Genomic DNA, 18,515 nt, shown 5'->3' with positions numbered 1-18,515 from the left:
CCGGGGCGGGGTGCGCCTACGCGCCCTCGGGGGCGGCCGGGGCCTCCGGGGTGTCCTCCTTGGTGACCTGGGTGATCCACGGGGCCTTGTAGTCGCCGAGCTGCATCTTCTGGTCGTCCCAGGTGCCGTAGCGCGGGTTGACGTCGATGTTCAGCGACTTGGACGCGGCGACGAACGCCTCATTCACCTTCTGCTGGCCCTCGGGTGAGTTCGTCGCCCCGATCGCGGCGGCGAGCTTGCCGACGAGCACGTCCCGGCGGAGCGCGGCGTCGATCTGGTCGGGGGCCACCCCGCGCTGCTGGAGGTACATCGCGGCGAGCTGCTTCTCGCCGCCCGCCTGCCGGGCCGCCTCCGCCCGCGCGGCCTGGACCTCCTTGCGGCTCGCCGTGGCGCCCGCGTCGTCGGCGGCGCGCTGCACGATCCGGTCGACGACGAGGTCGTACAGCTTGGCGCGGCCGAGCTGACCGGTCGCGCCGATCATCTGGGCCGCCTGCGGGGAGGCCTGCTGGGCCTCACGCACGTCCTCGACCTGCGCCTGGAGGGCGGAGACCTCGATACGGCCGCCGCCCACGACGGCCGCGGCTCCTGGATGTGCCTCGTTGCCGCACGCGGCGAGGAACGGCGCCGCGGCCAGCAGGGCGGCGGAGAGGGAGAACGCGGTGCGACGGCGGCGGTGCAAAGGGTGCCTCCCGGCGGTGATCGTGCGGTAATGGCTACGAAAGTGCGACGAACGACCTTGCGATGATGGATGTTACGGCCTGGTGCGCGATAGGGGGCGGATCAGCCCGCGGCGTCGGAAGCGGTGCATCGCAAGGCGGCGGAGCGTCCTCATAGCGGAGCTATCAGGGCGTTTCGCCAGCGCGGCGAGGTGCCGTAGCCGGCGTCGCGGGCCCGTCCCCTATCGCGCACCAGGCCGTTAGGCAGTCGGACTGGTCCGGGCCACTGATTCGCCCAACGATTCGTGCGGGTTCGGGGATGCGCGGTCTCTTGGGGGCGGTGGGGTCGGCGGCGGGCCGGAGGTTCGGGGTCGGTGCCGTGCCGGGGCGTCTCCTCGGGTGCCGAACGTTCGGCGGGGTTGCTCTGTGCGGCCACTCTGCGTTCGACACCCTGCGGGGAGCGCCCCGACACGTCCCCTCCCGGCACCTCGGGAAGCTGGGCGGGGTGCTCCGAAGCGCCGCCACTGTGTTCGAAACCCTGCGGGGAGCGCCCCGGCACCTCGGGGAGTTGGAAGTGTGCTCCGAAGCGGCGGGGCGGGAGCTGCATGAGGATTTCATCTGCCGCACATGTCGTCGTTGTCTGAGCGGCATGAGTTACCGCTTACGGTCGGCTACCCACAGGACCGAGGCCAGAGGCGAAATCCGCATGCCATCTCTGCTGCGCAACCGGCTGACGAGGTGGGCTCTGCGCCCCGTCGCCGCGCTCGTCGACCAGCGCATCTCACGTCACGCGCAAGGGCTGAGAAACGAGATCGAGGAACTCCGGCGTCGGCAGTACGGGCTCAGTCTGTTGCTCGATCGGACCGGGCGTGGTCAGCACCGGATGCCGACGCCGGAACAGATCGACGCGCTCGTGCGGCAGGTCGGGCATGTGACGGGCACCGATGACCACGCGCGCCGCAACGTGACCGTCGCCTATCGCAATGTGGTGGCGCTGGAGGCGCTCGGCGTCGGGCGGATGGCCGGCGGTACGTCCAATGTGTGCGGCAAGCTCGCGACCGTTCCGCTGCTGGCGCGGCCGGAGGGCACGGATCTCGACGTACTGGAGATCGGCACGCTGCACGGGCTGTTCGCGGCCGCGCTGATGCGGATGCTGCACCGCCGCGGTGTCGAGGCGGCGCTGACGATCGTCGATCCGCTGGCGGGCTCGCAGCTCCAGCCCGGCACCTCCGACCACGAGGAGCCGACGGGGACGCCGGTGCGCGAGGACGTCGTACGGGCGAACCTGGCGCTCGGTGGGCGACCGGGTGCCGAGGCGCGTATCCGGCAGGGGTTCTCGGGGGACCCGGAGGTGCGGGCCGAGGTCTCCGACCGTACGTACGGCGTGATCGTGGTCGACGGCGATCATTCGTTCGAGGGGGTGCTCGCCGACCTGGAGTGGGTGGAGTCGATCGCCGCGCCCGGCGGGGTCGTCGTGCTCGACGATTTCGGGGACAAGCGGTGGCCCGGTGTGAAGGACGCGCTGGACAAGCACCTGGCGCGCGGTGACAGCCGGCTGACGATGGTGGGGCGGGTCGCCACGTCCGCGTTCCTGCGCGCCCGCTGACCGTCAGGCGCCGCGCATGCGTTGGTGGCGGTCGAGGGCTCGGCGCACCTCGGTCGGCAGGGGGTGGTAGGGGCCGTACGCGCGCTCGGCGTCGTAGAGCAGGCCCTGCAACTGGGCGTGCGCGGCGCCGTGGTCGCCCATCGCGAGCAGCAGGTTCGCTGTGCGGTGGCGGATGTCGAAGGCATGGGCGGTGGCCTCGGTGGCGTACTGGTTCTCGTAGTACGGGAGCAGGGCGCGGTACTCGGCGAGCGCGGCGGCCGGCTCGCCGAGTTGCTCCAGGCACTGCGCCGCGTCGTACCGGAACTGCAGGGCCTGCGGGTCGGCCAGACCGGACTCGGCGGCCCGGTCGTCGGCGAGGCGGCGCAGCTCGGGCAGGGCGCGGCGGTACTGCCCGTCGTCGAGGAGCGTCGCCGCGTACTGCTTGCGCAGGATGCGGACGACCGGGGAGCGCTCGCCGTGCTGGGCGGCGGCGGCCGGGAGGATGCCGCCGAGGATGTCGACGGCCTGGGTGATGCGGCCCTCGCCGAGGAGCTGTTTGACCTCGTCGACGGCGCCCGCCACGTCCGGTTGCGCGTCGGTGGGGGTGGGCTGCGCTGTGGGTGGGGTCGTGGCGCGGTCGGGCCAGGGGGCGTGCGGGCGCAGGAAAGGGCGGGTCGGGTCGAGGGGGCCCGACGGCACACCGCGCGTGGGCAGCATCGGGGCCAGGGCTTCGTACACCTCCTGCGCCGAAGACGGGCGGTGCTGCGGGTCCTTGGCGAGCAGGCGCAGGACGAGCGCTTCGAGGGGTTCGGGGACGTCCTGGCGGAGCTGGCGGACGGGCAGTGGGGGCTCGTAGAGGTGGCGGTGGAGGACGCCGAGGACGGTCGATCCGGCGAACGGCACGTTGCCGCTGAGCAGTTCGTGCAGGAGGACGCCGAGGGCGTAGAGGTCGGTGTACGGGCCGACGGCGCCGCCCATCGCCTGCTCGGGGGCCATGTAGGCGGGGCTGCCGATGGGGGTCCCGGTGTGGGTGAGGCGGGTGGTGTCGGTGTCGAGCACCGAGGCGACGCCGAGGTCGAGGACGGTGATGGTGCCCTCGGGTCGCACCATGACGTTGCGGGGCTTGAGGTCGCGGTGGACGATCGGCACCGCGTGCACGGCGGACAGCACGGCGCACAGCTGGGCGGCCACGGACACCGCCCACGGCCAGGGATAGGGGTCGTGTTCGGCGAGGTGGTCGGCGAGGTCGGCGCCCTTGACGTACTGCATGACGAGGTACAGGTCGTCGTCGTCGCTGCCGGCGTCGTGGACCGTGACGAGGCCCGGGTGGTCGACCTGCGCGGTGACGCGGCACTCGCGCACGAAGCGGCGGCGCATGTCCTCAGCGGCGGTGGCCGCGGCCATCTTGTCGGGGCGGAGCAGCTTGACGGCGACGCGGCGGTCTAGGCGCTGGTCGTACGCCGTCCACACCTGGCCCATGCCGCCTTGGCCGATGACGGTGGACATTTCGTAACGCCCGGCGATGATGCGCCCGTTCACCTTGCCTGACCGTCCTGCTGGTCCTTGCGCAGGAGGTCACTGAGCTCGTCGAGTTCGGCGCGGACCTGGTCGATGCGATGGGGCGGCTGCTGGGGCTGGTGTTGGGGTTGCGGCACGGGGGTGGTGGCGTATGGGTTCGGGTAGCCGTACTGCGGTTGGTGGGTGGGCTGTTGGTTCTGCTGGACGTACGGGCCATAGGGGGTGCGGCCCGTCGCGGTGAGCTGCGCGTAGTACCTGATGTCGAAGACCAGGTAGTACCCCGCGCTGGACGCGCCGAGGAGCAGGACGAAGGCCATGGCGATGTCGGTCCGGACGTCGGTGTCCGGGAGTTCACCGACGACGGCGAAGGCCGCGATGACCACAGGGAGGCTCACCCACGCCGCCGCCCAGTCGAACCACCGCCCGCGCAGGATGGCGATCCGGAACAGCGGGAGGCACGACAGCAGTCCGCAGCTGAAGACGGAGCACAGGGCGAACAGCACCCGCATGGTGATGACGGCGCCGTCGTTGCGGACGGGCGGCGTGCTGCCGGAGCCGTGCATGGCTGCTCCTGAAGACCTGGTGGCGGTGTAGGTGAGGACGCTCGTACGGTATGTGCTTCGAGCGTATACACCGACACCGACAACGGCCCCCGGGTTGTACCCATCCGATGTGGTGCGCCTCACTCCGGTCGTACGGAGCCGTCCGTCAGGCCGTCGTACAGCCCCTGCACGAGCTGCTCGCCGAGCCGGCCCGCCAGCCGCAGGGCCTCCTCGAAGTCGGCCAGGGCGCGGAAGCGCTGACCGTACCGGCGCTGATCGGCGAGGGGCAGCCTGGGCAGCTGGAGGCGGCGCACGTCGAGCCGGGTGGAGGTGGTGGCGTAGCTGCTGGCCTGCCGGTTGTTGGCCGTGCCGCGCAGGAACCCGGCGAGGAACCAGGCGTCGACGGCGTCCGGGTCGGGGCGCAGTAGCTGAAGGCTGCGGCCCAGCGCGGCTCCCGCGGTGTCCCCGTCGACGACGCGGACCACCGAGCCACCACCGAGCACGGGAACGACGACATCACCCGCCTCGACGAGCACCGGGTCCTCCGTGGGGCCCCCAGGAAGGAAGCCCGAAGGGGCCGTTCCCGCGAGCACGTCCTGTTCGGTCAGGACTCGTTCACCGGAACCGGCTCCGGCGCCTCCCGAGCGCAGTACCAGGGCGCCTGCCCGGGCGAGTTCGCCGACGGTGGTGGTGTGCCGGCGGGGGGCCGCCGCGGGCTCCGCTGGGGAGGGTGTGAGTGCGACGGTCCGCGTGAGCGAGTCGGCCAGTCGCTGCCGTACGCCGTCGAGTTCGGCGGCGCCACCGCCGGCCGCGGGGGGTGGCAGGTGCCGTGCGGGGGCGAGGTCCACGTCGTCGTCGAGCAGCTCGATGACGGACACCGCCCGGCTCACACCGGGGCGTTCCTCGACCGTGCCGTGACGGTCGAAGGTCTGCCAGGTGTCGAGGACAGCGGTGTGCAGGGCCTGCCAGTCGAGTTTGTCGCGGCCCGCCGCGGAGAGGTCGCCCGTGTCGACGAGAAGCAGTTCGGGTGAGGGCTGCGCCCCTGCGGCGGGCTTGCGCAGCACCCACAGGTGGAGCGGGATGCCGTACGGGGGCGCCGCGCCGGCGGGCAGCGCGACCACCGCGCGCAGGGCGCCGCGGCGCAGCAGGTCGGCGCGGATGCGGCGGCCCGAGCGGCGGGACGCGGCGGCGGGCGGCATGAGCAGCACGGCGGTGCCGCCGTCGCGCAGGCGGGCCAGCGCGTGCTGGACCCAGGCGAGTTCGGATTCCGTACGGGCCGGGAAGCCGTACTCCCAGCGGTGGTCGTACGCCAGCTCGTCGTGGCCCCAGTTGCGTTCGTTGAACGGCGGGTGGCACAGCACGGCGTCGACGGCGAGACGGCCGAAGGCGTCGGCGCGCAGGGTGTCGCCGGCGCAGACGCGGACTTCGGGGGCCCCCGCTTGGGTGCCGCCGCCCTCGCCGTGCAGGGCGAGGCGCAGCGCGGTGAGGGCGGCCAGGCCGGGGTCGGTCTCCTGCCCGTGCAGGGCCCGCCCCTCGACTCGGCCTTCCGCCCGGGCCTTCGCCCGCCCGCCGCCGGCGCCGACTGTCTCCGCGACGGCGCGCAGCAGGGCGCCGGTGCCGCAGGCCGGGTCGAGGACGGTGCGGGGGTTGCCGGTGAGGGCGGCCATCAGGGCGGCGGGGCCGGGTGGGGTGAGCGGGTACTGGCGCGGGTTGGCGTCGAGATGGCGGCCGAGCAGGAACTCGTACGTCTGGTGGGCGCCGAGCTCGGCCGCGAGGTCGGCGGCGGAGCGCAGCAGGGGGACGGAGGGGGTCAGCTCGGGTGTGCCCGGGGTGTGAACGGCCCGGTGCGGGCCGAAGCGCGGGGTGAGGACTGCCTCCAGCGCGGGCGGCAGCATGAGGGCGAGCTTCTCGTCGGAGACCGCGGCCAACTGGAGCCAGGCCGTGGGTCGCTCGCGTACGAGCAGCAGGGCGCAGCCCGCGTGGATCAGGGCGTGGACGGGGCCCGCGGGGTGTCCGGCGAGCTGCTGCCAGACGCGTTCGCGCAGCGGGACCTCGGCGATCTTCCCCTGGCCGCGCAGCCACTCCTCGATTTCGGCTAGGGCGAAGGAGGGGCTGGTCTCGGTGCCTCCGACCGGCTTGGGGAAGCCGGTGTGCCTGCGGCGCCAGTTGCTGACGGCGGCGCGTCCGACGCCGGCGAGCCGGGCGATTCCGGCGGCGGTCACCTCTGTTGCCTTGTCCGACACCGGGCCGGCTCCCCTCGTACACCTGCGCCTGCTGTGGCCACCGAGCATACCCATGCATGCAAGAGAGACCCCTTCACAAGGTGAATCGTAACACCGACACTAATGCTGTTGACTCGGTTCACAGGCTCTCGCAGGGCAGGCTAGGGGTGCCCACCGCACCGACCAACCGACTTTCCGACGATCCGCCTGCCTGAACCACCAGCGGCTGAGTCACCAGCGGCTCAGCCGCCGCACTGATCCAGCATCGTCCGCTTGTCCGGCGCCGTCACAGCCAGTTCGTACTTGACGGCGACCTGGGCGAAACGCACCGCGTAGGCGCACCGGATCTGCTTGTTCGGCGGCAGCCACGACGCCGGCGCTGAATCCTGCTTAACCGAGTTGGTGCGGCCGTCGACGGGCAGCAGATTCAGCGCATCGTTCGCGAACTGCTCGCGCTTGCCCTCCGGCCAGCGCGAGGCGCCCATCTGCCAGGCGTACGACATCGGCACCATGTGGTCGATCTGCACCTCCATGGCGTCCTGCTTGCGCCACTCTATGGTCCGGCCCGTGTACGGGTCGTGCAGGGTCATAGCGACGACCACGCAGTCGGAGCCGGCTCGGAAGCGGAGGTTCTGACCATCACGACGAATGAGATCGTTGCGCGTGTCACACCCGTTCCGCGCCAGCGGCACTCCGTCGGCCGTGTCCATCCAGGCGTAGCCGAACTTGTCCCGGTCGTACCCGGTCCTGGGACCCCGGCCCTTCGTGGCAAGCTCCCCGATGAGCCCCCGCGCCTCGGCCCGGTCGGCGTCCGCTGCGACGGGCGCCAGGCCGGGCTTCGTTCCGTCCGGGTTCTGCAGCGGCCCGGCCGCCCGCCCGTCGGACGCGGCGGGCCCGGAGCCCGAAGCGGAACCACTGCCTTCGACTGCCTCGCACCCGGTGACCGCGAACGTCACCACGGCGAGCGCGACGCCGAGCGCCGTGGCGGGGCGGCCTGTTCTGAGCGTACGTATCAAGGCGGTCCGTCCTGGGAAGCGTATTGGCGACCAAAATGAGCGTTCCCCAGACTCCCACGAAGCACAACCATGGCCCAGCGCCGTCACGACCCCAGGATCGTCGTCAGGAACTCGCCCGTCCACGCCAGCAGTTCGCGGCCCACCACCGGCTTGCCGCCGATCGTGCCCGTGGTGGGGCGCGGGACCAGGATCTGGCGGGTGGCCGGCTTCATGACCGTACGCGGGTAGAGACGCTTGAGGCGCAGCTCCTGCGATTCGCGCAACTCCACCGGGCCAAACCGGACGTTGGGGCCCGCGAGCGTGATGTCCGCGACGCCGCAGGCGCGCGCCAGCATCCGCAGGCCGGCGACCAGCAGCAGGTTCTCCACCGGCTCGGGCAGCTTGCCGTAACGGTCGGTGAGCTCCTCGCGCACCGCCCTGATGTCGTCCTCGGAGTTCGCCGACGCGATCGCCCGGTACGCCTGCAGACGCAGCCGCTCACCCGGCGCGTAGTCGTGCGGAACGTGGGCGTCCACCGGGAGTTCGATCTTGACCTCCAGCGGCGGCTCCTCCTCGACCCCGCCGTCCACGGCCGCCCGGTAGTCCGCGACCGCCTCGCCGACCATCCGGATGTAGAGGTCGAAGCCCACACCCGCGATGTGGCCGGACTGTTCGCCGCCCAGCAGGTTGCCGGCGCCGCGGATTTCGAGGTCCTTCATTGCGACGTACATGCCCGCGCCCATCTCGGTGTGCTGGGCGATCGTCGCGAGCCGCTCGTGGGCGGTCTCGGTGAGCGGCTTCTCCGGCGGGTAGAGGAAGTAGGCGTAACCGCGGTCGCGGCCACGGCCCACCCGGCCGCGCAGCTGATGGAGCTGCGAGAGACCGAAGTTGTCGCCGCGCTCGACGATCAGGGTGTTGGCGTTGGAGATGTCGATGCCCGACTCGACGATCGTCGTGGACACCAGCACGTCGAACTTCCTCTCCCAGAAGTCGACCACCACCTGCTCCAGGGCGCCCTCCGACATCTGCCCGTGCGCCGTCGCGATGCGCGCCTCCGGGACGATCTCACGCAGTTTCGCCGCCGCCCGGTCGATCGACTCGACACGGTTGTGGATGTAGAAGACCTGGCCCTCGCGGAGCAGTTCGCGGCGGACGGCGGCGCCGATCTGCTTCTGCTCGTACGGGCCGACGAAGGTCAGCACCGGGTGGCGCTCCTCCGGCGGCGTGGTGATCGTCGACATCTCGCGGATGCCGGTAACGGCCATTTCGAGCGTACGGGGGATGGGGGTCGCGGACATCGTCAGGACATCGACGTTGGCGCGGAGCTTCTTCAGCTGCTCCTTGTGCTCCACGCCGAAGCGCTGCTCCTCGTCGACGATGACCAGGCCCAGGTCCTTGAACTTCGTCTCGGAGGAGAACAGCCGGTGGGTGCCGATGACGATGTCGACCGACCCCTCCCGCAGCCCTTCGAGGGTCGCCTTCGCCTCGGTGTCGCTCTGGAAGCGGCTGAGCGCCTTCACGACCACCGGGAACTGCGCGTACCGCTCGGAGAACGTCCCGAAGTGCTGCTGTACGAGCAGAGTCGTCGGCACCAGGACCGCGACCTGCTTGCCGTCCTGCACCGCCTTGAAGGCCGCGCGGACCGCGATCTCCGTCTTGCCGTAGCCGACGTCGCCGCAGACCAGGCGGTCCATGGGGATCGACTTCTCCATGTCCTCCTTCACCTCGGCGATGGTCGACAGCTGGTCGGGCGTCTCGACGTACGGGAAGGCGTCCTCCAGCTCGCGCTGCCACGGCGTGTCGGGGCCGAAGGTGTGGCCGGGGGCCGCCATGCGCGCCGAGTAGAGCTTGATCAGGTCGGCGGCGATCTCCTTGACCGCCTTCTTCGCGCGCGCCTTCGTCTTCGTCCAGTCGGCGCCGCCGAGCCGGTGCAGGGTCGGGGCCTCGCCGCCGACGTACTTGGTGACCTGTTCCAGCTGGTCGGTGGGGATGTAGAGGCGGTCGCCCGGCTGGCCGCGCTTGGCGGGGGCGTACTCGACGAGCAGGTACTCGCGGGTCGCGCCCTGGACGGTGCGCTGGATCATCTCGACGTACCGGCCGACGCCGTGCTGTTCGTGCACGATGAAGTCGCCGGCCTGGAGGGTGAGCGGGTCGACGGACTTGCGGCGGCGGGCCGGCATCCGGCCCAGCTCCTTGCTGGCGGTGCGCTGCCCGGTCAGGTCGGTCTCGGTGAGCACGGCCAGCCGGAGTCCGGGGTCGACGAAGCCGAAGTCGATCGAGCCGCAGGCGACATGGACGACGGACGGGGCGACGGTGGTCAGGTCCGGCTCCAGGCGGGCCGCGATGCCCTCACCGCCGAGGACCTCGACGGTACGGGCGGCCGGGCCGTGGCCCTCGGTGACGTAGACCGTGCGCCAGCCGTCCGCGAGCCAGCCCTTGGTGTCGGCCAGCGCCCGCGCGGTGTCGCCGCGGTACGCCTCCGGGGCGTGCATGCCGAGCTTGAGGGTGTCCGGCGACAGCTCCTCGTCCGCCGCGAACGGCGCCACCGACCACCACATCATGTCCAGCTCGCGGGCCCGTTCCCGGACCTCCGCGATGCCCCGCAGCGAGGCCGCGCCCACGTCGATCGGGGCTTCCCCGCCGCCCGCCGTGGCCGCCCAGGACGCCTGGAGGAACTCGTGCGATGTGGCCACCAGGTCCGCCGCCCTGGTCCGTACCCGCTCGGGGTCGCAGACCAGCGCCATGGACCCCTCGGGCAGTACGTCGATGAGCAGCTCCATCTCGTCCACGAGGACCGGAGCGAGGGACTCCATGCCCTCCACCGCGATGCCCTCGGCGAGCTTGCCGAGCAGCTCGCCCAGCTCCGGGTGGGCCTCGGCGAGGGCCGCCGCCCGCCGGCGCACCTCGTCGGTCAGCAGCAACTCGCGGCACGGCGGCGCCCACAGGCCGTGCTCGGCGACCTCCAGGGAACGCTGGTCGGCGACCTTGAAGTAACGGATCTCCTCGACGTCGTCGCCCCAGAACTCCACCCGCAGCGGGTGCTCCTCGGTCGGCGGGAACACGTCGAGGATCCCGCCGCGCACGGCGAACTCGCCACGCTTCTCCACCAGCTCGACCCGGGAGTACGCCGCTGCCGCCAGCGCCGCCGTGGTGTCGCCGAGATCCGCGCTCTGCCCGGTGCGCAGGGCCACGGGCTCCAGGTCGCCGAGGCCCTTGACCTGCGGCTGGAGCACCGACCGTACGGGCGCCACGAGGACGCTCACCGGGCCCGCGGACGGGTCGTCGGCGCGGGGGTGCGCCAGGCGGCGCAGGACCGCGAGGCGACGGCCCATGGTGTCGCTGCGGGGCGACAGCCGTTCGTGGGGCAGCGTCTCCCAGGACGGGTACTCCGCGATCCGGTCCTCCGGCAGCAGCGTCCGCAGCGCGGCGGCGAGGTCCTCGGCCTCGCGGCCGGTCGCGGTGACGGCCAGCACGGTACGGCCGGTCTCACGGGCCAGCGCGGCCACCGCGAAGGGGCGCGCGGCGGGCGGGCCGACCAGGTCGACGTGCATGCGGTTGCCGTCGGTGGCGGCCGTCACCGCTTCGGCGAGCGCGGGGTCTCGTACTACGGCATCCAGCAGACCGTGCAGGCTCATGAAGGGGTTCCATCCGGGTAACGAGGGGACAACGCGCAGGGCCCGACACGTCTCACGGGCCGGGGGCTCCCTAGCCTACGACCCGCCGCTGACAACGCCCCGCGATCCGCGCCCACACAACCGGCGTGAAGTGTACAGTTCGTTGCATGAATGACATGCTGCCCATCACCGAAGCCCGCGCCCGCTTCGGCTCGCTGGTCCGCCGGACGTCGCACGCCCGCGAGCGCATCATGATCACCGATCATGGTCAGCCTGCGGCCGTGCTGATAAACCCGCAGGAGTTGGCCGACCTGGAGGACGCTCTGGCTCTCGCGGAGTACCGCGCGGAACAGGCCGCTGGGACATTCGTCGGCGTCCCGCACGAAGAAGTCCGTGCCCGCCTGGGCCTGGGGCGTGAGTGAGCTACGAGGTCATCTGGCGGCTCGGGGCAACAGATGCCGCCACCCGCTATCTCAAGGACGATCCCGACGGCCTGCGGCAGGTCTTCGACGCGGTTGACCTGCTGGCCGACGACCCAAGGCCGACAGGCTCCGCCGCTTACGGATCGCCAGATCTGCGCCGTATGCACGTGGGCCGCTACCGCATCCTGTACGAGATCACAGAGTCCACCGTCACGATTGTGGTGATGAATGTTGGCCGGATCGTCTGAGAGCGGTGAACCGCCGGAAGCCGCCCCCACTGAGCCTGCCCCCAAGGGTGATCAGCCTCAGCCCAAGGTCCAGCGGACAGATCGTGGTTCGCTCCGAGGAAAGATCCATTTCGCCGACGACTTTGACGAAATGCCCGACGGCTGGGACGAAATCTTCGGCACGAACGAATGAAGAGCCCGGCCTCGAGGTGCTCGAAGAACACCGCGAGGCCAGGCCCGTCACCGCACCGCTCTCGCCGCCCCTACTCGGTGGCGATCGCGTTCAGTACGTTCATCCGCCCCGCCCGGAAGGCCGGGATCAGCGCCGCGAACAGCCCCACGAAGGCCGAACCCACGAAGACCGTGAGGATCGTCGTCCACGGGATCTCCAGCACGCCCAGCCCCTCCAGGGCAAGCAGCTTCTGCGCCGAGGTGCCCCAGCCCATGCCGAGCCCGAGGCCGAGCAGGGCGCCGAAGAGGGCGATGACCACCGACTCCAGGCGGATCATGCGGCGCAGCTGGCGGCGGGAGAGGCCGATGGCCCGCATCAGGCCGATCTCCCTGGTCCGCTCGACCACCGACAGGGCGAGGGTGTTCACCACACCGAGCACCGCGACGATGATGGCGAGCGCCAGCAGACCGTAGACGATGTTCAGCAGCTGGCCGACCTGGTCCTTCAGGTCCTGCTTGAAGTCGGTCTGGTTCTGCACCGTGTACGTCGGGTACGTGGCCAGCGCCTTCTTCAGACCGGCGTACGCGGCCGTCTCCTTGCCCTCCACCGCAGTCGCGAACATGATCGTGTTCAGCGGCATCCGGTCGGCCGGCAGGTACTGGGCGGCGGTCGTGATGTTGGTGTACATCGCGCCCTTGTCGACGTTCGTGTCGTCCGAGGTGATCGCCGCGATCCTCAGCTTGGCGCTCTCGCCGCCCGTGAAGGCGACCGTCATCTCGTCGCCGACCTTGATGGCGTGCCGCTCCGCGTAGTCGGTGCCCACCGACATGGCGTTCTTGCCGTACGCCGCTGACAGCTCACCGGCGACCGTCTCGCGCCGCAGGTCGTCGGCGTACGTCGGGTCGGCGGCGGCCAGCTCCTCGGTCTCCTTCCTGCCGTCGGGAGAGGTCAGCTCCGCTTTGATCATCTTGAAGCTGGTGACGTGGTCGATGTCGGGAGCCGCACGCAGCACCTTCTCGGCGGCGGGAACGATCGGCTGCTGCTGGTTGGCGGCCTGCACGATGAAGTCCGCGCCGACCGACTTGTCGAGCTCCTGGGTGGCCGACGCGACCATCGAGGACCCGACCACTGACAGGCAGGCGACCAGCGCGAGGCCGATCATCAGTGCCGCGCCGGTCGCCCCGGTACGCCTCGGGTTGCGCAGCGCGTTGCGCTCGGCCATCCGGCCGACGGGGCCGAACATCCGCAGTAGGACCACGCTGATCGCCCGCACCACACCGCCGGCGAGCAGCGGGCCGACGACGATGAAGCCGAGCAGGGTGAGGAGGACCCCGCCGCCGAGGAGCATCGAGCCTTCGCGCGCCTTGTCGGCCTGCGTCGTCAGATAGAGCAGCGCGCCGCCGGAGCCGGTGAGCACGAGGCCGAGTACGGTCCGCAGCCGGCCGGACCTGCCGTCCGAGGGGGTCCCGGACTCGCGCAGGGCGGCCATCGGGGAGACCGCGCCGGCCCGGCGGGCCGGCACGTACGCGGCGAAGACGGTGACGACGATGCCGAGCGCGAGCCCGATCGCCGGCGTCGTCCAGGCGACGGTCAGGTCGTCGGTGGACAGCTTCATGCCGGTGGCGCCCATGAGTTTCATCAGGCCGACGGCGAGGCCGACACCGGCGCCGACGCCCAGGATCGAGCCGACGATGCCCAGGAGCAGTGCCTCCACCAGTACGGACCGGTTGATCTGCTGCCGGCTGGAGCCGATGGCCCGCATCAGGCCGATCTCACGGGTGCGCTGGGTGACCAGCATCGAGAAGGTGTTGACGATGAGGAAGATGCCGACGAGGAAGGCGATTCCGGCGAAGCCGAGCATCGCGTACTTCATGACGTCGAGGAAGGATCCGACGTCCTCGCGGCCGGCGTCCGCAGACTCCTTGGCGGTCTGGAAGGTGTACGGACCGCTCAGGGCCGAGACATCGCGCTTCAACTGTTCGTCGCTGACGCCGTCTTCGGCGGTGACCGCGAGGTGTGTGAAGGTGTCCGGCCTGCCCACCAGCTTCTGCTGTGCGGTCGCGGTGTCGAAGTACACGACGGTGGCGCCCGGGTTGGTCACCTTGAAGGAGGCGATCCCGGAGATCTTGGCGTTGATGTCACCGGTGACGGCGATGGTGCGCAGGTCGTCGCCGAGCTTCAGGCCGTGCTTGTCGGCGGTGTCGGCGTCGATCATCACCTCGGTGGGGCCGCGCGGGGCGTGACCGGAGGTGATCTCCATCGACTTGAGGTCGCCCTGGGTCCAGCCGGCGGCGATGGTCGGGGCGCCGCTGGTGGAGCCCATGTTCTTGTCGGCGCTGTTGACGACGGTGACGGACAGGCTGATGACGGAGCCCTCGACGGACTTCACGCCGTCCGCCTGCTCCACCTGCTGGACGGCGGATGCGGGAAGGGACTCCGGGCGGCCGGTCGCCGGCATCTCGTCTTCGCCCTCGGCCGACTTCGGGGTGACGGTGAGATCGGCCGATGTGGAGGCGAAGAGCTTGTCGAAGGTGGTGTTCATGGTGTCGGTGAAGACGAGCGTGCCGCACACGAACGCCACCGACAGGAGGACGGCGACGGCGGAGAGCGCCATGCGCCCCTTGTGCGCGAGGAAGTTGCGCATCGAGTTTCTGACGACGGTCATGACGTCCGCCCGCGTGCGTCGAAGTCGGGGGTCTGGGGGCGTCCCCCAGAAAAACTCCGCATCCGGTCCAGGACGGTTTCGGCGGTCGGCTTGAGCATCTCGTCGACGATCTTCCCGTCCGCGAGATACAGCACCCGGTCCGCGTACGAGGCGGCGACCGGGTCGTGCGTGACCATCACCATGGTCTGCCCCAGCTCGTCGACGGACTTGCGCAGGAAGGTCAGCACCTCGGCGCCCGCCCGGGAGTCGAGGTTCCCGGTCGGCTCGTCACCGAAGATGATCTCGGGCTGCGCGGCAAGGGCACGCGCCACGGCAACCCGCTGCTGCTGGCCGCCGGACAACTGCGTCGGCCGGTGCTTCAGCCGGTCCGCGAGCCCGACCGTCTCCACCACCCGGTTCAGCCACGCCGCGTCGGGTTTGCGGCCCGCGATGTCCATCGGCAGCGTGATGTTCTCCAGGGCGTTGAGCGTGGGCAGCAGGTTGAACGCCTGGAAGATGAAGCCGATCCGGTCCCTGCGCAGCTGCGTGAGCTTCTTGTCCTTGAGCTTGGTGATCTCGGTTTCGTCGAGGTGGATCTCGCCCGAGGTCACCGTGTCGAGGCCGGCGAGGCAGTGCATCAGCGTGGACTTGCCGGACCCGGACGGGCCCATGATCGCGGTGAACTGCCCCCGGTTGATGTCCACATCGACGTGGTCGAGCGCGACGACCCGGGTCTCCCCCGCTCCGTACGCCTTGACGACCTGCCGCGCCCTCGCGGCAACGGCCGTACGCCCTCCAGTGCCCCTGTGCCTGGGAATGGTCATAGCCGTTGTCACGGTCGGTCTCCTATGTCTGGCACCAATGTCCGCCACCACGTAAGTGCGGCGAATCAGGTGATCGGTTCGAGTCTGGCGGCCGGAGACCCCCCGCACACTGGTGCGCGTCTCCGTATCGCCCTGGGGCTGGCCCCACCCCCGTGGAAGCCGGCCCGCTGTAGGACCAACGTAAGGAACGGGCCCCGCCCTTCACGTCCTCCACCGGGACGAACGCCCCCTGGCCAGAAGTAAGGACAAGCCCCTAATACTGCAACCGCATGTGTGGGTTTTGGCCTCGGCGTTGGTAGTGACAGCGGCGGGCTCGGGCCTGGCTGCGGCGTCGGAAGTGTGACCAGCGGAGACGGTGCTCGTTGTCGTGGCAGCGGGGCGTGATGACGACGTGCCCGATCATCCGGCGGATCTCCGGGACGCTGAGGGGTATGAGGTCTTGCTCGTCGTCTCGGCTGCCCCTTTTGTGGCTTCTGCGGCACGGGTGGCGGTCAGGTAGGCGAGGGCGGCCATCGCGAGGGTGATGTGCCGGTACCAGGCCCGGTAGAGACGAACTTGGTAGTGGTCCAGGCCGCATTCGCCCTTGGCGATCTGGAAGCATTCCTCCACCTGCCACCGTGCGCCAGCGGTTCTGACCAGGTCTTTCAGCCGGGAGGTGGCGGGGCCGTAGCAGACGTAGTAGGCGATCTCGGCGGGGTCGCTGATGCTGCGGCGGGCCAGGACCCAGTGCCCGAAGCCGTCCTGCCACTGCGGGCGGACAGCGATCCGGGCCCAGTCGTAGAACCGCTGACCGTGCGCGCCCGCTCCGGCGGAGATCCGCTTCCATCTCTGCCGGGGCACTGCGGTGATCAGGTCGCGCACCTCGGCGACCGCACCATCGGTGGTGGTCACGATGTCGTTGACCTTGGTGGCCAGTACATAGGCGACGTGCCGTTCCTCCAGCCAGGCCCGCATGTGTTTGACCTGGCCGTATGCCTCATCCGCAGTGACCCAGGCGAAGGGGACACGGGCGTCGATCACGCGTTGCAGCATCCACTTGAAATGCTCGATCTTCGTGGCGAAGGGCACCTCGTCACCGATCCCGGCCTGCCTGCACCGCTCGCGGTCATCGGTCCAGGAGGCGGGGACATACAGTTCCCGGTCGATCAGCGCCCGGCCTTTCACGGAGGCGTAGGCCAGGAACGTGCCGATCTGACAATTTTCCGTGCGGCCGGCCGTTCCGGAGTACTGCCGCTGGACACCGGCCGACTTGACGCCCTTCTTCAGGAAGCCGGTGTCGTCCCCGATCAGCACCGCGTCCTTGGCGCCGATCGTCTCGACGACGAAGTCACGCACGTCGTCACGGACGGCATTCTCGTCCCAGTCGGCGAAGTTCAGCAGCCGCTGGAAACCGTCGGGGCGACGCTGGCCAGCCTGCTCGGCCAGCGTCCACCCGTTTTTCTTCTCCAGCGGTGCGAGCAACGTACTCAGGTAGTCCAGCGCCCGCTCACGCGGCTCCGACCTGCCGAAACGGCCCGCAAAGCGAGCATGAAGATCGGCTATCCCCTCGGACCAGTTCTCGATCTGCGCGACCGTCAGCGATTCATCACACAGTCAGTCCAACGACCAAGACGGCGCCCTGTCACGCCACATGCGGTTGCAGTACTAAGGGGTCTCCACCCAATGCCGTTGCTTGTGACCTGCAGGTAGTTCGTCGTGACGTTGCGGTGGTGTGGTCGTTGGACTCGGTATGCATCCCTGGGTGGGGTTATCCGATCAGGTGCGGTTGGGGGCGGTGACCCGGTGGGTGACCCCGGAGCTCGTCGCGGAGACGCTGGCTGAGTGCGGGGTGAGGGACAAGAAGCCCGGCGCGTTGCCTGCCGGGTTCATGGTCTATTTCACCCTGGCTCCGGCGTTGTTCCAGCAGGACTCCTACGACGACGTGGCCGAGCATCTGGTGGGCGGCGTACCGGAGTTGAGCTGGAGTATCCCGAACAAGTCCTCGTTCGCCCGGGCCCGGCGGCGTCTGGGACCCAAGGTCCTGGAGGCCGTGTTCCGCAAGCTGGCCGGACCGCTGGCCCCCGCAGATCTGGAGGGCTCCTTCTACCAGGGAATGCGCCTGGCCGCGGTGGACGGCTTCGTGCTGGACGCCCCGGAGACCGAGGCGAACCGGCGACAGCTCGGCGGCATGAAGGATGCCCGCGGGCAGAACGCGGGATTTCCCCAGGTGCGGGTGGTGACACTGACCGAGACCGGCACCCATGCCCAGATCGACGCGGCGGTGGACGGGTTCTGCACCGGGGAGCCGGCGTTGGCGGTCAGGCTCGCCCCGTCGGCCGCCGGAATGCTGGTGATCATGGACAGGGGTTTCCCCGGGGTGGCCCTGTGGCGGGCCTATACCGACGCGGGGGCCCACCTGCTGATCCGTGCGCGCTCTGTCGTGGCCGCCCGGCCCATCGAACACCTCCCGGACGGGACCTACCTGGCGCGGATGAATCTGGCCGGGCAGAAACGGGCAGCACCGGGGCATGTCGTGGTGCGCGTGATCGAGTACCGCGTCGACGGCGGCGAGGTGATCCGACTGCTGACCGACCTGCTCGACCCCGAGCAGTATCCGGCAGCCGAACTCGCTGGCCTGTACCGGGAAAGATGGGAAGCAGAATCTTCATACCGGCAGGTCAAGACGTTCCAGTGCGGTCCGCAGCAGGTCCTGCGCTCCGCCGACCCGGACCTGGCGCGCCAGGAGGCGTGGGCCCACCTGGTCGTCCACCACTGCCTGACCCGGATCATCATGGAACTGGCCGACGGGGAGGGCCTCGACCCGGACCGCATCTCGTTCCTGAAGGTCCTCAAACACGTGCGCCGCAGCGTGACCGCCCGGACCGCCACCACGGCCAGGAAGACCAGAGCGTTCATGAACATGCTGGCGGCCAAGGTACGACGCAAACTCGACAGCGGCCCCCGGCGCCCACGCGTCGCCGACCGGCTGCTGAAACGACCGGACTCGAAGTACTCATACCGCACCAAAGGCCAGCTGCTCGGCCCCACCCACAGAGCACCGGCCCGAACCATCACCCTGCACCCAGCGATACTTCAGTAGCTCAAGCAACGGCAT

13 protein-coding genes are annotated in these 18,515 nt (G+C 70.3%); 4 read left to right on the top strand and 9 right to left on the bottom strand.

What is annotated here, in order from left to right:
- Nucleotides 1–16 precede the first annotated feature (16 nt).
- On the bottom strand, nucleotides 17–679 hold the full coding sequence (locus ACU6WZ_RS17340; protein WP_447028953.1) for a SurA N-terminal domain-containing protein: 663 nt from the start codon (nucleotides 677–679) through the stop codon (nucleotides 17–19).
- Nucleotides 680–1,362: 683 nt separating this feature from the next.
- Between ACU6WZ_RS17340 and ACU6WZ_RS17335 the strand changes: the two genes are divergently transcribed.
- Nucleotides 1,363–2,262 carry a class I SAM-dependent methyltransferase gene (locus ACU6WZ_RS17335; protein WP_447028952.1) on the top strand — a complete coding sequence of 300 codons (900 nt, stop codon included), beginning with the start codon at nucleotides 1,363–1,365 and terminating at the stop codon, nucleotides 2,260–2,262.
- 3 nt (nucleotides 2,263–2,265) lie between these two features.
- Here the strand turns inward: ACU6WZ_RS17335 and ACU6WZ_RS17330 are convergent, their stop codons facing one another.
- The 5 genes from ACU6WZ_RS17330 to mfd all read right to left on the bottom strand — a co-directional run bounded on the left by ACU6WZ_RS17330 (nucleotide 2,266) and on the right by mfd (nucleotide 11,153).
- A complete protein-coding gene (locus tag ACU6WZ_RS17330; protein ID WP_447028951.1) occupies nucleotides 2,266–3,780 on the bottom strand; it encodes a serine/threonine-protein kinase in 1,515 nt (504 codons plus the stop codon).
- Nucleotides 3,777–4,322, bottom strand: coding sequence for a hypothetical protein (locus tag ACU6WZ_RS17325; protein WP_447028950.1), 546 nt, complete (start codon nucleotides 4,320–4,322; stop codon nucleotides 3,777–3,779). The genes ACU6WZ_RS17330 and ACU6WZ_RS17325 overlap by 4 nt, the downstream gene beginning before the upstream one ends.
- Before the next feature lie 119 nt (nucleotides 4,323–4,441).
- Nucleotides 4,442–6,544 (bottom strand): N-6 DNA methylase, encoded by a 2,103-nt coding sequence (locus tag ACU6WZ_RS17320; RefSeq protein ID WP_447028949.1) that lies wholly within the window; start codon nucleotides 6,542–6,544, stop codon nucleotides 4,442–4,444.
- 221 nt (nucleotides 6,545–6,765) lie between these two features.
- A complete protein-coding gene (locus ACU6WZ_RS17315; protein WP_447028948.1) occupies nucleotides 6,766–7,539 on the bottom strand; it encodes an HNH endonuclease family protein in 774 nt (257 codons plus the stop codon).
- 83 nt (nucleotides 7,540–7,622) lie between these two features.
- Nucleotides 7,623–11,153, bottom strand: a complete 3,531-nt coding sequence (gene mfd, locus ACU6WZ_RS17310; protein ID WP_447028947.1) for a transcription-repair coupling factor — start codon at nucleotides 11,151–11,153, stop codon at nucleotides 7,623–7,625.
- Nucleotides 11,154–11,299: 146 nt separating this feature from the next.
- Between mfd and ACU6WZ_RS17305 the strand changes: the two genes are divergently transcribed.
- Both ACU6WZ_RS17305 and ACU6WZ_RS17300 read left to right on the top strand, forming a co-directional pair.
- Entirely contained in the window at nucleotides 11,300–11,554 is a 255-nt protein-coding gene (locus ACU6WZ_RS17305) for a type II toxin-antitoxin system Phd/YefM family antitoxin (RefSeq protein ID WP_447028946.1), read from the top strand.
- Complete coding sequence (locus ACU6WZ_RS17300; RefSeq protein ID WP_447028945.1) at nucleotides 11,551–11,802, top strand: type II toxin-antitoxin system RelE family toxin; 252 nt, start codon at nucleotides 11,551–11,553, stop codon at nucleotides 11,800–11,802. The genes ACU6WZ_RS17305 and ACU6WZ_RS17300 overlap by 4 nt, the downstream gene beginning before the upstream one ends.
- Nucleotides 11,803–12,044: 242 nt before the next feature.
- Here ACU6WZ_RS17300 and ACU6WZ_RS17295 read toward each other — a convergent pair whose 3' ends face one another.
- The 3 genes from ACU6WZ_RS17295 to ACU6WZ_RS17285 all read right to left on the bottom strand — a co-directional run bounded on the left by ACU6WZ_RS17295 (nucleotide 12,045) and on the right by ACU6WZ_RS17285 (nucleotide 16,984).
- Nucleotides 12,045–14,618, bottom strand: a complete 2,574-nt coding sequence (locus tag ACU6WZ_RS17295) for an ABC transporter permease (RefSeq protein ID WP_447028944.1) — start codon at nucleotides 14,616–14,618, stop codon at nucleotides 12,045–12,047.
- Nucleotides 14,615–15,433: an ABC transporter ATP-binding protein gene (locus tag ACU6WZ_RS17290; protein ID WP_447028943.1), complete on the bottom strand. Its 819-nt coding sequence runs from the start codon at nucleotides 15,431–15,433 to the stop codon at nucleotides 14,615–14,617. The genes ACU6WZ_RS17295 and ACU6WZ_RS17290 overlap by 4 nt, the downstream gene beginning before the upstream one ends.
- Nucleotides 15,434–15,820: 387 nt before the next feature.
- Nucleotides 15,821–16,984, bottom strand: coding sequence for an IS701 family transposase (locus tag ACU6WZ_RS17285; RefSeq protein WP_185302568.1), 1,164 nt, complete (start codon nucleotides 16,982–16,984; stop codon nucleotides 15,821–15,823).
- A 223-nt stretch (nucleotides 16,985–17,207) separates the two neighbouring features.
- Between ACU6WZ_RS17285 and ACU6WZ_RS17280 the strand changes: the two genes are divergently transcribed.
- On the top strand, nucleotides 17,208–18,500 hold the full coding sequence (locus tag ACU6WZ_RS17280; protein ID WP_447028942.1) for an IS4 family transposase: 1,293 nt from the start codon (nucleotides 17,208–17,210) through the stop codon (nucleotides 18,498–18,500).
- Nucleotides 18,501–18,515 lie beyond the last annotated feature (15 nt).

Source organism: Streptomyces hypolithicus, from assembly GCF_052934925.1.
This window is presented reverse-complemented; position numbering and strand designations above follow the sequence as displayed.